Source organism: Sulfurimonas limnophila (assembly GCF_059705345.1).
This window is the reverse complement of sequence record NZ_AP046127.1, coordinates 979,362-994,374: the sequence shown is the minus strand read 5'-3', so window position 1 is coordinate 994,374 and position 15,013 is coordinate 979,362. Positions and strand designations below refer to the sequence as shown.

At 33.4% G+C, this 15,013-nt stretch carries 13 protein-coding genes; 1 reads left to right on the top strand and 12 read right to left on the bottom strand.

Translation table 11 applies throughout. The annotated features are described in order from the left end of the window. The first annotated feature begins 6 nt into the window (after positions 1-6). The gene (locus tag AC6H33_RS05190; protein WP_497605896.1) at positions 7-396 is read left to right on the top strand and encodes a hypothetical protein; all 390 of its coding nucleotides are present in this window, start codon (positions 7-9) and stop codon (positions 394-396) included. On the opposite strand, the gene AC6H33_RS05185 is transcribed toward AC6H33_RS05190, so the two are convergent. The 12 genes from AC6H33_RS05185 to AC6H33_RS05130 form a co-directional block, all read right to left on the bottom strand. Further along, a complete protein-coding gene (locus tag AC6H33_RS05185; RefSeq protein ID WP_497605895.1) occupies positions 385-1,629 on the bottom strand; it encodes a hypothetical protein in 1,245 nt (414 codons plus the stop codon). The genes AC6H33_RS05190 and AC6H33_RS05185 overlap by 12 nt on opposite strands. Before the next feature lie 44 nt (positions 1,630-1,673). Further along, the gene (locus tag AC6H33_RS05180) at positions 1,674-2,303 is read right to left on the bottom strand and encodes an HAD family hydrolase (protein ID WP_497605894.1); all 630 of its coding nucleotides are present in this window, start codon (positions 2,301-2,303) and stop codon (positions 1,674-1,676) included. Between the two features lie 6 nt (positions 2,304-2,309). After that, positions 2,310-3,260 carry a ferrochelatase gene (hemH, locus tag AC6H33_RS05175; RefSeq protein ID WP_497605893.1) on the bottom strand — a complete coding sequence of 317 codons (951 nt, stop codon included), beginning with the start codon at positions 3,258-3,260 and terminating at the stop codon, positions 2,310-2,312. 2 nt (positions 3,261-3,262) lie between these two features. After that, a complete protein-coding gene (locus AC6H33_RS05170; RefSeq protein ID WP_497605892.1) occupies positions 3,263-3,964 on the bottom strand; it encodes a DUF2461 domain-containing protein in 702 nt (233 codons plus the stop codon). An 18-nt stretch (positions 3,965-3,982) separates the two neighbouring features. Continuing rightward, positions 3,983-6,550 (bottom strand): restriction endonuclease, encoded by a 2,568-nt coding sequence (locus AC6H33_RS05165; RefSeq protein ID WP_497605891.1) that lies wholly within the window; start codon positions 6,548-6,550, stop codon positions 3,983-3,985. Continuing rightward, positions 6,541-6,978, bottom strand: a complete 438-nt coding sequence (locus AC6H33_RS05160; protein ID WP_497605890.1) for a HepT-like ribonuclease domain-containing protein — start codon at positions 6,976-6,978, stop codon at positions 6,541-6,543. Before AC6H33_RS05160 ends, AC6H33_RS05165 begins: the two co-directional genes overlap by 10 nt. After that, positions 6,971-7,261 carry a nucleotidyltransferase family protein gene (locus AC6H33_RS05155; RefSeq protein ID WP_497605889.1) on the bottom strand — a complete coding sequence of 97 codons (291 nt, stop codon included), beginning with the start codon at positions 7,259-7,261 and terminating at the stop codon, positions 6,971-6,973. Before AC6H33_RS05155 ends, AC6H33_RS05160 begins: the two co-directional genes overlap by 8 nt. Next, entirely contained in the window at positions 7,261-9,096 is a 1,836-nt protein-coding gene (locus tag AC6H33_RS05150; RefSeq protein WP_497605888.1) for a site-specific DNA-methyltransferase, read from the bottom strand. The genes AC6H33_RS05155 and AC6H33_RS05150 overlap by 1 nt, the downstream gene beginning before the upstream one ends. Positions 9,097-9,187: 91 nt before the next feature. After that, positions 9,188-12,313, bottom strand: a complete 3,126-nt coding sequence (locus tag AC6H33_RS05145; protein WP_497605887.1) for a cytochrome c biogenesis protein — start codon at positions 12,311-12,313, stop codon at positions 9,188-9,190. A 76-nt stretch (positions 12,314-12,389) separates the two neighbouring features. Beyond that, positions 12,390-12,677: a hypothetical protein gene (locus tag AC6H33_RS05140; RefSeq protein WP_497605886.1), complete on the bottom strand. Its 288-nt coding sequence runs from the start codon at positions 12,675-12,677 to the stop codon at positions 12,390-12,392. Between the two features lie 54 nt (positions 12,678-12,731). Next, on the bottom strand, positions 12,732-13,715 hold the full coding sequence (locus AC6H33_RS05135; RefSeq protein WP_497605885.1) for a sensor histidine kinase: 984 nt from the start codon (positions 13,713-13,715) through the stop codon (positions 12,732-12,734). Next, positions 13,715-14,974, bottom strand: coding sequence for a M18 family aminopeptidase (locus tag AC6H33_RS05130; protein WP_497605884.1), 1,260 nt, complete (start codon positions 14,972-14,974; stop codon positions 13,715-13,717). Before AC6H33_RS05130 ends, AC6H33_RS05135 begins: the two co-directional genes overlap by 1 nt. Between the last annotated feature and the right edge of the window lie 39 nt (positions 14,975-15,013).

Here is a 15,013-nt window from a genome sequence, read left to right as displayed (position 1 = left end):
TTAACCATGATAGATGATTTAATTTTAAACTACATACTTCTCTTTGTTTTTCTTGAAGTCTACGAGATTTGGTGGCAAAAGGCTCCAAGTATAATGGGCATGATTATAAAGATGAACGAACACTACTCAAAGAGTATATTTATCTTTTTGCTAATGCAACCTACCTTTTATTTTAGTATAGGATTTGCTCTGCTTAGCGAGTATAACATCTACGCGATGATTTTACTGTTTTTAAAAACTGCCGACATTGCGACAAAAATACTACTTATAGAGCAGATATTTACAAAGAAAAAACTCTCGCATGAACTCTCTCTTATCCTTCTTGCTCCTATTGATAGCTTTTTGCCATATATAGGGCTTTTAATCTACCCTTTTCTTATCTATCTAGCTCTCTAACTCTGAGTATCTATTTTTAAGCTGTGCCTGTTTAGATAAAAATTTCAGATTTGAAGTTACATCTTCTGGCTCTGTTTTATGTGCGTTTAGTTTTTGAAGCAGTGTCTGCATCTCACTATTTAATAGAGATAAAAAGTTATCACTCTGCTCTTTGTAAGCCGCTCTATCATTCTTACTTATCTCATTAAAATCATCTACAATAATACTAAGTTGGGATTGTGATTTTACATACTCAGATTTTATAATCTCAATATCTCTCATCAAATCTCTCATCATCGCATATATATCATGAAGTGAACTATTTTGGGCTTGAAGCTCATTCATCTTCTTAGAAGAGAGATTCATCTGATTCATGATTAGTTCACTTCTCTCTTGAATATTATGGAGTTTACTCTCGCTCTCATATAGTGAAGTATTTACTCCCTCTGCATGTGACTTTAGAGATAGTATCTCTTTTTCAAATGGCTTTACGACTTCTGAGAGTTGTTCAGTAGTATGCTTTGTTACGCTTTTTGCGATAGTTTGCGAGATATTGCTGATTGCATGAAGGCTCTCTCTTAGCTCTTCTAGCTCATTTTTTATCCCCTCTCTGCTCTCTATCGCTTTTGAGAGTGTCCCTTTTACTTTGTTAAAGTGATCTTGTTCTGCTATGCGGAGTATATCTATATGTTTATGCACTACATTATCAAGGGAAGGGAGTTGAACTTCTGTAAATTTTTCAAATGATTTACTGACATTTTCATACCACCCTCTCATCTGCTCAAAATTCTCTAAAAATTGGTTTTGATTCTCAAGAATAGAGTCCAACATCTTCATATCATGCTTGAATTTATCTCTTTGATGCTCTTCTGATACTCTCTCATCATTTTGATTTAAAATCACTCTTTTTTCTAACTCACCGCTAAACTCTTTAAGTTGTGTAAATTGCGCTAAAAGCTCTTTTGTTGACTCATGCTCTTCTTTGGCATATTGGGCTTGTTGTGTTTGATGCAAAATGTTCATTATGAGATATAAAATCAAAGAGACTAAGATGGGAAAGAGGCTCTCTTTTAAAACAAGGAGAGATTGTGAGGCTTCTGGATGAGCTATAAAATGGATAGTACCGCTAATAGCACCTATACCAATCATTAATGGAGCGTAGTTTATCTTATTTGGCTGTTTTATAATCGAAATCTGTCTTAAAAACAGAATCCCCATAAAAGCAAATGCAACTAATAAATCAATATCAAACATCTCTCAATCCTTCAGATGAAATCAAAACATTTTATCATAAATTTTTATAAAACTATCTCCAGTACATCTAGAGGTTTTTTGGCTATTACTCTTTGTTCTGCAAAGGGTGTAAAGCCCCATGTAACGAAGATAGACTCAATTTGAGCCGCATTTGCACTTAGTATATCTTTTGAGTTGTCTCCGACCATCCACGCTTTGTGAGATTTTTTATCAAATCTATAATGCTTGAGTATATATTCAAGCATCTCAGGGCTTGGTTTTGAGTTTGCAACCATATCTGCGCCTATGATTATGTCAAAGAGATTTTTTACCCCCAAATGTTCTAACATACGAAGCGCGAACTGTGTTGGTGCATTTGTAGCAACTGATATTTTAATATCTCTCGCTACAAGCTCGTTTAATAACTCTTTTACGCCCTCATAAAGATAGACATTTTTAATGCACTCACGCTCATAGTGGCTCTCAAAAAGCTCTCTATCTCTATCTTCATAAAGAGGCGTCTCGTAAAAGAGTTCTGAGAGGTTTCTAACCTCCATGTTGATAGCTTCTACAACATACTCTTGGCTTACTTCTGGGAGATTATGATTCATACTTCTAACGTAGTTTATAGAGCTTGTTATATCCTCTTTGGAGTCAAGCAGAGTGCCGTCCATATCAAAAATAACTACTTTCATAGTGTTTTATCTCATCTTTGCGTATAGCTCTACTAGTGCCTCTACAAAATAATCACTGTCATTTGGGCATCTACAAACTCTATACTCTTCATATCCAAGTTCATGAGCAACTTCGCGGTACTCAATCTCTAGCTCATAGTCAGTCTCAGAGTTATCTATCGTAAATGCTATTGGAAAAATTATAACTTTTCTATTTTTTATCTCACGCAGTTTATCTTCAAGTGAAGGTTTTAGCCACTCCATAGGACCAACTTTTGACTGATACGCTAGGTGAATATTTTTAAAAACACTCCCCTCATCTTGCATCATCTGACTTAGTATAGAGATATGTTTTTCTACATGGCGCTCATATACATCGCCTCTCTCTATTACTTTTACAGGAAGACCATGAGCAGAAAATATTAAGTCAAAATCACCAATCTCTTCAGAAGAAACTCTCTCTTTTATGCGCTCTAAAATAGCCATGTTATAGCTCTTGTTATTAAAAAAGTGTTTTATCTCAACTAAGATTGCATCACTCCCGCTTAAGTGATACTGCTCCTCAAAATCCTCTAATGAAGATTTTGTAGTAGTTGTTGAGTACTGCGGATAGAGCGGGATGAGATAGATTTTTTCTATATTTTTATCACTAAGTCTCTCGATGGCTTCAGAAGCAAAAGGTGGAGTGTAACGCATAGCAAAATCAACTATAACATTTTCTCCTACTCTATCTTGAAGCTTCTCTACAAGCCTCTTAGTATGCCCTACAATAGGTGATTTACCACCGATTTGTCTATATATCTCTTGTGATTTCTCGGTTCTGCTAAAGGTTATCATAGTAGCTATAAATTTTCTAAGAAGTGAGCTTCCTACTGTTATGATGTTTTTATCATTAAACATATTTGTTAAAAAAACTTCAACCTCTTCGAGATTGTTTGGACCACCCATATTTAGTAAAATAATTGCTTCTTTTTTCATCTCTACTCCTCTTTTGCTCTTTGGCTTATCTCGTAAACTATGCGTTGAAGCGGGAGCATATCCTCATATATTTTATACAGAGTATCTATAAGCAAAGCACCATCTTCTATCGTTTTTGGAGGTAAAATTTTGTATGTTGCCATACCTTTTTGAAGACTCAAATCAACGCTTGGCATATCTTCACTAAAGCCTCTAGGGTATCTTTTGTACCCTTTTTCTATTGTTAGATAACCCATAGAGTTTAATTTTTTCAGTAAACTATCAAGTTCTACTCTTCTTCTCTCATCTCTTATATATTCACGATAAGCGTCAAGAAGGGGTTTGTTAAACCATCTAACACCAACCGCAACAAAAAGTTCATCTGGAGAAAAATGCATATAAAAAGATGATTTTTGAAGTCTGCAACCATCCCAGCCGTCTTGAGGTATGATGATGCCTACTTTTGACTTCATAGGCTCTTTGTTAGCACCCATTCTGCGTATATCTCTATACATTTTAAAGAGAGACTTGTTTATCTTTGGCTCAGGAGTCACACGAGGCTCTAACGCCATGAGATGTTCACCCATCTCGATTACAAAAGCCTTTGATGGGTTTAGGATAACTCTTTCATACTCATCACGATTAGCTTCAAAAAACTCTTTTGTGTTGTTTTTACGAATAGACTCTAAAAAAGGGATTGCTCCACAAAATCCTTTAAACTCCAATTATAAACCTTTTATTTTCTATATTAATAAATCTTTACAGCTAGTAATTCTATCTTTGTATTTTAAACCTATAAGTTCAAAATGTTTTTTAGCATACTCTATCTGCCAATCTTCTCTAGCTCTTGAATCTCTTTTTTTATCACTGCCTTTTGTCTCAACAATAAAACTTCCTTCACTCTCATCAAGTTTTACAACTGCAAAATCTGGATTATATGTCCCAAGAGGAGTTTTAATTTTAAATTTATTTGGTAGCTTTGTAAAAATTTTAAAATCTCCAATATCTGCACAAGTTATAAAATTCTTTTCAGTATCTGAGTCATATTGTTCAGCTTCGTAAAGCCCTTTTCTACAATCTTCCAATTTATATCCTGAAATTTCTTCAGGGAAAATATTGGCAAATTCATAATATTCATCTATTTTTTTATAAACCAATCCGCTTTTACTTAACATAGAAAACATAACATCCTCAAAAGCTTCAATGGCTTGTTTTATATATGAATCACTATTTTTAATAAACTCTTTTGTAAATTCTTCTATCCCAACTTTTTCAAATATTGCAATAATAGTTTGTTTTGAAAGACCAATATGCTTTTCAATTATAGATACTATATTTGGTAACTCTTCTTCAACATCAATTTTAGTACTTTTTGACTCACTTACATATCCATCAAAACTGCTCTCTATATTTCCAAACTGCTTTACAATCTTTTTTTCTCTAACTTCAATATTTTTTAGTTTTTCACTAACTTCATCTATGTAGTTTGTTGTATCTAAAGTTATCTCATAAATAGTTTTTTGTTTAAGCTTTTCCCAAAGTTCTTTAAACTCTTTTATATCATCTTCACTATACTTTCTCTTAGCATATTTTTGCGTAGCTAAATTATTTGGCTTAGTATATTGGCTTCCATTACCGCTAATGTCGTACTCCTGTTGCAATCCTCTTGTAAACTCATCAAAACTCTCATTTGCTATCACGGTAAGTCTATTTATATTTTTATCTTCTACTCTTTGTCCATTTGAGTTTACTGGAAGTCTTACACCACGACCGATAATTTGTCTTTTTTTCATCTGGCTTTTTGTATCATTTAGCGTTGTTATAAAAAACACATTTGGATTATCCCATCCCTCTTTTAGGGCACTGTGTGAAAATATAAAACTATGATTATCTTCAAAACTAAGAAGTTTTTCTTTATCTTTCATTATCAAATCATAAGTATCTTTTTGTAGTTTTCTATCACTATCATTATTTTTAAGCTCATCAACAAATTCAGCTTTTCTCTTTGCAAAGTAGTAAGCATACACTTCTTTGGCATCTATGCTTTTAAAACTCTCAAACTCTACTTTGAGTCTTTCAAATTCACTTATAAAATGTTCTTCCATCCAGCCATTTTCAGCACTTAAAAAATTAGCAACTTTATCTATAAAAAATAGACTTAAAACTTTTATATTTTTTTTCTTTAACTCTTCAAATCTCTTCATGTGACGCTCGATTGCTTCGCTAATTTGAAGTTTTTGTATCTCTTTTTTTACTTGTCCGTTTATATCATTAATCTCTAGTTTTAAACCATTTTCAAATTTTATATACATATCTTTAAAAGATATTTCATCGACTATAAAACCCTCATATATTGAATTTTTTGTTTTATCTCTTAAGCTATCTTCACCTTTTATTTTTACAAGCTTTGTTACAAAATCATCCTTGTTTTTTACAATAAGTTCAAGTGATGCAACAGGTTTTCTTGAAGATTTATCTATCTCAATTTTTTGCACATTTATATAAACATCATTTATAGTTTGATTTTCACTCAAAGCCAAAACATCTATCTGTTTTACAAGCCCGTTATCAAGTGCTTCTTTGGGGCTTAAACTATACACAAGGTTGTAGTAGTTTTTATGAGTAGCAGAGTATCTTAATGTAAAAAGTGGATTTAGTTCACTTAATGCAGTTTTACTTAAATCACTCTCCATATTTTGCGGCTCATCAAGTATCAATATAGGATTTGTTTTTTGTAAACTCATCTTTGGAGTTCCAACAAATCCTTCTCGCGGCATATTTAGTACAGTTCCTGCTCTCTTAAAACTATCTATCGTCATAATCATAATTTGGAGGCTATCATCTCTTATAAAATGTTTCAGAGTGCCTAACCTGCTTGAGTCATACTCAAAATAATCATAAGGAAAATTAAACTCATCCCTAAAGTAGCTTTTCATACTTGCTAAAGAGTTCAAAACCCCCTCTTTTATGGCGATAGATGGCACTATGATGATAAATTTACTCCATCCATATTTTGAGTATAGCTCTAGTATAGTTTTGATATATACAAAAGTTTTACCCGTACCCGTTTCCATCTCTATAGAAAAATCCAAACTTTGCAACATCAAAGACTCTTCAATATTATTTAATCTTTGTATTACATGTAGATTATTCAGTATGTCATCTTGAGATATTAAAAGCTCATTGGAACAAACTGCTTCACCGTCAAATATATCAAAACTATTATCTTGTTTTGACTGACCTTGAAATATATCTACTATAGAGTTTATAGCTTTTTCTTGATGTAGTTGTTTGAGATATTTTATTTGCATTTTTTTTCTAAATCTTCTAAAAACAATAAAACCTGTTTCTGTTTTTTATTTTCTATTTTAAATGCTTTTATAGTGCTAAGCATATCTAATTTAAAATCAACTATTACATTATTCAAGTCATTTTCATATTCATTTATCTTACTTGTTATAACATCCCAAACAATAGCTTCATCTATACCAAAATATCCGTGATTTATCTGATTTCTAAAATCAACTATTCGTCTATATTTTTTGTCATTGACAACATTGTTATGAAGCAAATTTTTAGTAGCTTCACCAATAATTTCTAACTCTCTTATTGTTGCATCCCAACTTAATTCATCACACAACAAATCGCTTCCATTATTAAATTTAGCCGTATATCTTTTAATTTTATCAATAGCTACAAAAATATCCAATATATATAATTCTACAGCTCTATTAGGCATAGATAATATCTTTTTTAATATCATTAGCTATAAAGCTTCTTATAGTTTTTTCCATACCTAAATCAACTCTTTTTTGAAGCGATGTTTCAAGAAACTCTTTAAAGTCATAATAAGCATCAAAACTTGATGGCATTTTTACTATGATGTCTATATCACTATTTTCATTTGCTTCATCTCTTGCATAAGAACCAAAAAGGCCTATTTTTTCGACAGAATATTTTTCCTTAAACTCTTGCTTATGTTCCGTTAGAAAAGCTAATATTATCTCTTTAGTTAGTTTCATTATAAAGTCTCCAAATCCAAATTTTCTCTTAGATTTAGTTTTGTGCTATCACTTAGTGCTTTATCAAAGCAAATCAACTTAGCACTCTTTGGAATAAACTCTTGTATATCCGTTTTTACCTCTTTATCAAAACAGAAGTAAAATTCTCTTGTCTCTTCATATAGTCTTATAAAGCTATATTTATCTTTTTTTATCTCTTGGCTACAAGCCGATAAACTAAACCCGTTTTTCAGTCCTACTTCATACACTATGTCTATCTGTTTTGCGCCTTGAGTTAAGATATTTTCATTGAATACGCTCATTTTTAACATCTTCATAATATCTTCAAAACTATCGTTTGGTCTTTTTTTCAACTCTTTAAAAACTTGAAAATTTGAGTTGTCAAGTTTATATGATTTAAAACCGTCTTTATAGTCTAGCTTTTTTATAACTCTTTTGATTCTCTCTTTTGTTATGTCGCTTATTTTTTTATACCCTACTTTGTAGGCTTCACTACTCTCATCGGTAGCTTCTGGAAGTTGTACTAAGATATATTTTCTATTGCCTATTTTTCCATCTTTTTCATCTTCTTGATTTAGCTCCATCACTGCATTGGCAGTTGTCCCACTTCCTGCGAAAAAGTCTAGGATAATGTCATTGTCACTACTTCCTAAGTGCAACATTCGTTTTAATAATTTTGTCGGTTTTGGTGTATCAAAATAAGCATTTCCATCAAATAATTCTCTTATTTCTTTTGCTGCATCTTGGTTATGCCCAACATCTGCATATTTCCAAATTGTCAGTGGCACAATCCCATCTTGCACTTCAGATAAAAATCTTTTTATTGAAGGCGTAGCACTGCCATCTTCTCCAAACCAAATTCTATTTTCTTTTACTAACTCTTCATATTTATCTCTTGATGTTCTCCAACATCTACTCTTTGGTGGATTAACAATTCTTCCAGATGGTGTAGTTATAGGATAATCATAATTTACAGAATAAGTTTTTACAGACAAGTCGCTAGATTTCCAAAGTCCACGAGCGTCATTATCAGGATTTTTATACCTGTCATTTTGTTCTTTTGTTCTTGCTAAAAGATTTGGTCTCCAAATATCTTTATTTTTTGCGTACACTAAAATATGGTCGTGATTATCACTAAACCATTTCGCATCATTTTGTGGACTATACTTTTTTTCCCATATTACATTACTAATAAAATTCTCTTCCCCATAAATCTCATCCATAACTTTTCGTAAGTTTGCAACTTCATCATCATCTATGCTTACAAAGATTACGCCGTCATCTTTGAGCAGATTTCTGCTTAACCAAAGTCGTGGATATATCATGTTAAGCCAGTTTGTATGACGTCTGCCTACACTTGAAGTCTTAGAGCTTGTGTAACCCTCATCTCTTAATTGGTCTGTTTGGATAAGGTAGTTTGTAATGGTGTCGCCCCAAGTGTCACTATAGACAAAATCTTTGTCTTTGTTGTATGGAGGATCGATGTATATCATCTTGATTTTTTTATGGTAGGAGTTTTGAAGGAGTTTTAACACTTCAAGATTATCACCCTCTATGAAAATATTGTCTCCATCTAGGATGCTTTTATCATTATCAACTTTGAGCGTTGCATTTGATTTCTCTTTGATGATTTTGTAACACTCTTGCTTGCCGTTCCAGTTAAAACTGTAGTGCTCAGTTTTCTCATCTTTGACATCAAAAAGTAGATTTTTAAACTTCTCTATATTTAATTTTGAATCTTCAAAAGCTTCAGGAAAGATGTGTTTAAGTTCTTCTACTTTTTCTAACTCTTTAATCTTTTGATTATTTACATCTTGAGTCTCTAAATTTATCAATACACTGCCCTATTTTCTAAATAAAACGATTATATCAAAAGAATATGTAAAAAATAATTTATCAGTAATGATTACAGAAAACTGCCAATATTTAGGCTAGTTTTCTATTTCTAAAGGCTATTGCTATTGCTATAAATAAAATTGCGTAAGTTACTGGAACAAAGTCTGGAATTGGCACTGGGTCGCCTTTTGCGTATGAGTGCATTCCAGCAAGATAGTAATTTACTCCAAAGTAAGTCATGATAACTGATGTGTACGATAGAAGTGAGATAACACTAAAGTTAAACTCACTATAAAGAGACTTTATAAATCTAAGGTGTATAACAGCAGCATAAACTAAAATCGTAACTAATGCCCAAGTCTCTTTTGGATCCCATCCCCAGTATCTACCCCAACTCTCATTTGCCCAAACACCGCCGATAAAATTACCAAGTGTTAAAAATGCAAGTCCTATCATTAAACTCATCTCATTGATTGAGTTAAGCTCTTTGATAGATAATGAGATATGCTTGTCGTTGTTTTGTGTTTTAAATATAAATAGTAAAACAGTGATAAATCCTAAAAGTGCACCAAGCCCTAAAAAGCCATAACTAGCAGTAATTACCGCAACATGTATGCTAAGCCAGTAAGAGTTTAGAACTGGAACTAAGTTTGTTACTTGCGGGTTCATCCAGTTTAAGTGTGCTACAAAAAGGATAAGTCCAGTTAGTACGGCAGTTGAAGCCATTGTCATAGATGAGCGTCTTGAGAAGATGAAACCAGCTAAAACAGTTGCCCAGCTGATATATATCATAGACTCATAACCATCAGACCAAGGAGCGTGACCAGAGATATACCATCTAAGTCCTAAGCCCACAGTATGAGCTATAAAAAGCAGAGTTAACGAAAGTAGAGATAAGTTTGACAAGAGTTTTATCTTAAGAGCTGGTTTTAATATTTTGATAAAACTAGCGATTAAAAGAACAAATCCAATTAAAAAGTATAGAGGATAGATTCTCTCAAAGATATTTGCGCTGTTATAGAACATCTCTGCTTTAATTCTCTCTTCAGTAGGAAGAACTGATGAGCCATAAAAGCTTTGATAATTTGCTATTTTGTCTATCGCTGTATTTGCTCCACTCCAATCACCGCTCTTTAGCGCATTCTCTATTGCAGTAAAGTATTCAAAAGCAATATCTCTAACTTTTTGTGATGTCTTTGGATCAAAAGTTTGAAGTGCATCGATAGTCTCATGCCACTTATTGTTTACATCGTTTGGTTTAGGCCATATCTTTATAAGTGCGCCTGAATATACTGCGTAAGATATATTTACACGCTCATCAACCTCTAAAACAGCTTTGTCAAAAAGGTCTCTATGCTTAGGCTCTTTACGTGTAGCATCATTTACAGCTTCTGCTATTTTATACCCTTCTAATGTTTCAGGGCTTGTAAAAAACTGTGAAAAAGAGGCATATTTTGCGTCATTTTCTGCGCCTATCATTTTATTTAGAGCCTCGTTCTTTGTAGCGATTATTTTCAAATCTCTATAAATATCTGGCTTTGTCATCATTCCAAGAACAACTTGATTTGCGTTTAATTTATCTTCGCCGATACTTATATTTGCTTTTTTATGAATCTTTGCAACTATCTCTGTTGAGAGCGTATCGAGTGGTTTCATTCTTCCGCCACTATCTTGAATAATCAACTCACCGAATTTTTTAGCATGTTCTTTATCAAATGACAAAACTGTCTTGAGAGATGGATTTAAATCTTGCGCATGTGATGGTACAACACTAAAGAGAAGCCCTAGAGCAAAAAATAAGCTAAGTGCTTTTTGGGAACTTGCTTTTCTTGCTCTCTCCGACAACTGAGAAAATCTGTTACCTCTTGAAAATATTGACCAGAACATACCAATTCCTAAAAGTATATAACCCAGATAAGATGGCAGTGTTCCTGGATCATTGTTTACAGAGAGAACTGTTCCCATCTCATCTTGATCGTAAGAAGATTGAAAAAATCTGTAACCACGATGCTCTAAAATATTGTTCATAAAAATTCTATAAGGCATATGTATATTTTTCTCCTCATCTACTAGCTCAACTTCACTAGCATAAGATGCTGGAGACATTGACCCAGGATATCTGTCAAGCTGAAAATCTATCAATTTTATTCCAAAAGGCAACTCAAGTCTCTTCGCTCCATATGAAATATCTACATGTACTCCATTTATATCATAATGGTTCTCTTTTGCCATTCTTCCAGCTTGTGCGAAAATCATAGCTTCTTGTGATACATCACCAACTTTTATATTGAAAACAAATGCATCTTGTGAAGGTCTCATAGCTGAAGCATTAGGGTTTGAAACTATTTTAGCTGTTGCATGTTTGTAGTATTTACGAACAACAAAGTTACCGCTCTCTACGCCAAAAAGAGTTCTTAGTGCTAGGAGAGTATCTTGAGTTGGTGATATTTCACCCTGCTCTTTAGTGTCCATTTTAAGAAATTTCAGAGTCATGTCATGTTTCATATATACTTCACCATCTTTAGAAAAGATAGAAATAGTAGGTTTTAAAAATATTTTTCCTGATTCAAAATCTAGTGCAAACTCATCATTTTCATAAGATTCACCTTTTTTAAGTCTAATAGGTTCACTAGAATCATTTGCAGCAACCATAATATCTAAAGCTTCAAATCCGCCATCTTGCGCATCTTCAAGCGTTTCAATTGCATCTGGAATATAGTTAGTCAAATCAACTTCTACTTTTTTTGAATCAATTTCTAAAATTGATGAGAGAGTATTATGACTCTTTTTTGAAAGATAAAGATTTTGTGATGATGAAACAACTTTCTCGCCTACTTTAGCGGAGACGTTAAAGTAGTTTTCCATACTTATCATAGTAGTAGCTACTTCACCCTCACGGATGTGCATAGTACCTTCGTATCCTGCATATCTAGTTATTGCAGCGCCAAGAAGAATGATTAAAAAAGAGAGGTGGAAGATAAAAATAGGAGCTTTTTTAATGCTAAACATTTTAAACTTATACATGTTTATCATAAGATTTATGGCAAGAAGTCCCATAAGCACCTCAAACCAGAGTGCATTAAACACCTCTGCTTTTGCAGTCATTGTACCGTAGTCGTTTTCTATAAAAGTAGCATAGCCAATTGCTGCTGCAAAAAGGAGCATCATAATGACCATGCCATTCATAGAGCCAAAAATTGAAAGAAGTTTCTTCATATATATCCTTAAATTAAAAAGGATATTCTAGTAAAAGTAAGATAATAGAAGATTAAACAAAAACTAAAGTCTAAACTTACTCTTCTAGCTTAAACGTAATCCTAAAATCTCCGCTATCAAGCTGTTTTGCTTCATGTGAAATTGTTAAAGGAATTCTGTCATAAAGAGGAAACGGTTCATGGAAAAATATACCTACAAGTCTGTCGTTTTTACTCTTTAAAAGAGGTAATCCCACCATTGTATTTACCATTGGTTCAGGCGGTTGACACTTTGTAGCATCGTACTCATAGATGGTTAACCCATCCTCTTCATATTTGTAAAAATCTAGCGTTGCTCTTGGAACACTTATCAACTCTTTTTGCATTTTATGCCTTTTTTTTTAAACTTATTTTATCATTTTAAAACGTAGAAAAAATTGTCAAATAGCAAGTTTTATCTCAAAACCTTTTCTCTGTCCATCAAGAAGTTCCACACTTCCGCCATGCGCTTCTGCTATCTGACGTGAAAGCACTAGCCCAAGACCATTTCCTTTTACTTTTGTGCTTTTAAATGCCTCAAAAAGCTCTTTTGTATTTTCTATCATTATGCCGCTATCATATATATAGAACTTATGAAATTTATCATCTCTCTCATAAATCATCTCAACTTCTCCACTCTCCTCGTCATCGAGTTCTATGGCGTCTATGGCATTTGTTAAAAAATTAGAAAAAAGCATCTCTAGCAGATCTCTATCTGCATTTATCTCAAAATTTTTATCTGGGAAAATAAATGTTATCTCTTTTGTATAACCATAATATCCAACAGACATATTAAGCGCATCTTGAAGCTCACTCCACATAAAAGGCGCTTTGTTAGCATGAACACCCTTGCTAAACATCAGTGTCGCTTTTATTATGCGCTCAATTCTGCAAACTGATTTTTGTATCTCTTCTACAATAGCCACATTTTCAGGCATTACTCTTTTTTTTAGCGTTGAGCTAAGAAGTGAGATAGAGCCTATGGGATTACGTATCTCGTGAGATAGATGTGCCGCCATTTGCCCCATGGTAGCGAGGTTTTCTTTTCTTTTTTGCTCTGTTATATCTGTTGCACTCAACATAATTTTTTCTTTATATGAAGAGCTTTTTATAAGATACGATTTTGTGTTAAAAGTTACCTCGTAATCATTTTTTTTAGACTCTAAAAGTTCAAAAAGTTCATCAAGTGATTTGGCTTGAGAGTTTTGTAAAAAAATATCTCCACTTTTATCTAAAATCCAAATCGCATTTGGTAAAAATTCCACAACCTCTTCAACAGTATCTTGAAGATGTATATAAGAAGCCTTTAGCTCACTAAACTCTTTTTCTACCTTATATGTCTGCTCTATTAAAACATTTAACTCTTCTGGGGAAATAACGGACATTACTCACTAAATCCTAAGATAATTTTATAAAGACTATAAGCATCATAACTTCCGCAAAGCTCACGAATGGAGTGCATAGCATAAGTTGGAAGCCCTATATCTATCGTGTCAATTCCAATCCTTGAAGCGGTTATTGGTCCGATGGTAGAGCCACATCCCATATCGCTTCTAGTTACGAAGTTTTGTATAGGCTCACCTAAAGATGAGGCAACATTCATAAACCTTGAAATCGTTTTAGAGCTTGAAGCGTAACGCTGATTTGCATTTACCTTTATAACAACACCACCATTTATAAGCGGTGCATGGTTTGCATCATGTTTACTCGCAAAGTTTGGATGCACTGCATGAGCGTTGTCCGCACTTATAAGTATTGAGGAACGAATCATCTGCGTATACTCTTCAAAATCGCTAAACATCCGCTTTAGAGTACTCTCTAAAAAGCTCCCACCTGCCCCACTCGCCGACTCGCTTCCAACCTCTTCATGATCACTTGCGATAAAAAGCATAGGAGAGAGAGCATCAACACTGCAAATAGACAACATTCCAACATAACAGCTAAGAAGATTATCCAGCCTTGCACTTGCTATAAACTCACTCTCAAGCCCAACAAAAGAGGCATTTTTAGTATCATAAAAACTAAGCTCATTTGCATAAAGCTCTTTTATATCTTTAACTCCGCTACTAGTTAAAAGCTCTTTTAAAAAGCTCTCAAATTTAAACTCTTTGTTAGTTGAGAGTATCGGGCAAATATCAGTTTGTGCATTAACGCTCTTCTTCTCATTTACTTCACGATCAAGATGAATCGCAAGAGAGGGGATAATTGCAATAGATTTTTTAGCATCTACAAGAGAGTCTTTTATCATGTTTTGTGAATCCAGATAAGAGATACGCCCAGCCAAAGAGAGGTCTCTATCAAACCAAGTGCCCAATAATACACCGCCATAAGGCTCAACCCCAAACTTTACAACTCCATGCTCTTTTATAACAGGATTTGGTTTTAGCTTCAGATTTGGCGAATCGGTATGCGCTCCAATCATCACATAGTTTTTACTTTTTGGATATGTAAAAGCGATGATAGAGGAGTCATTACGAGTAACATAGTACTTCTCGCCTTGCTTCAAGTTCCACTTTTGAACCTCATGAAGCCTTGTAAATCCAGCATTTTCAAACATCCCAGCCATATTTTGCGTTGCATGAAAAGGAGTCGGCGAAGCGTCCAAGAATCCTAAAAGCCCGTTATTAAAATCTTCTATGTTCATTAATTTTATCCCTGATATTTTTCTAATTAGTAAAGAAAT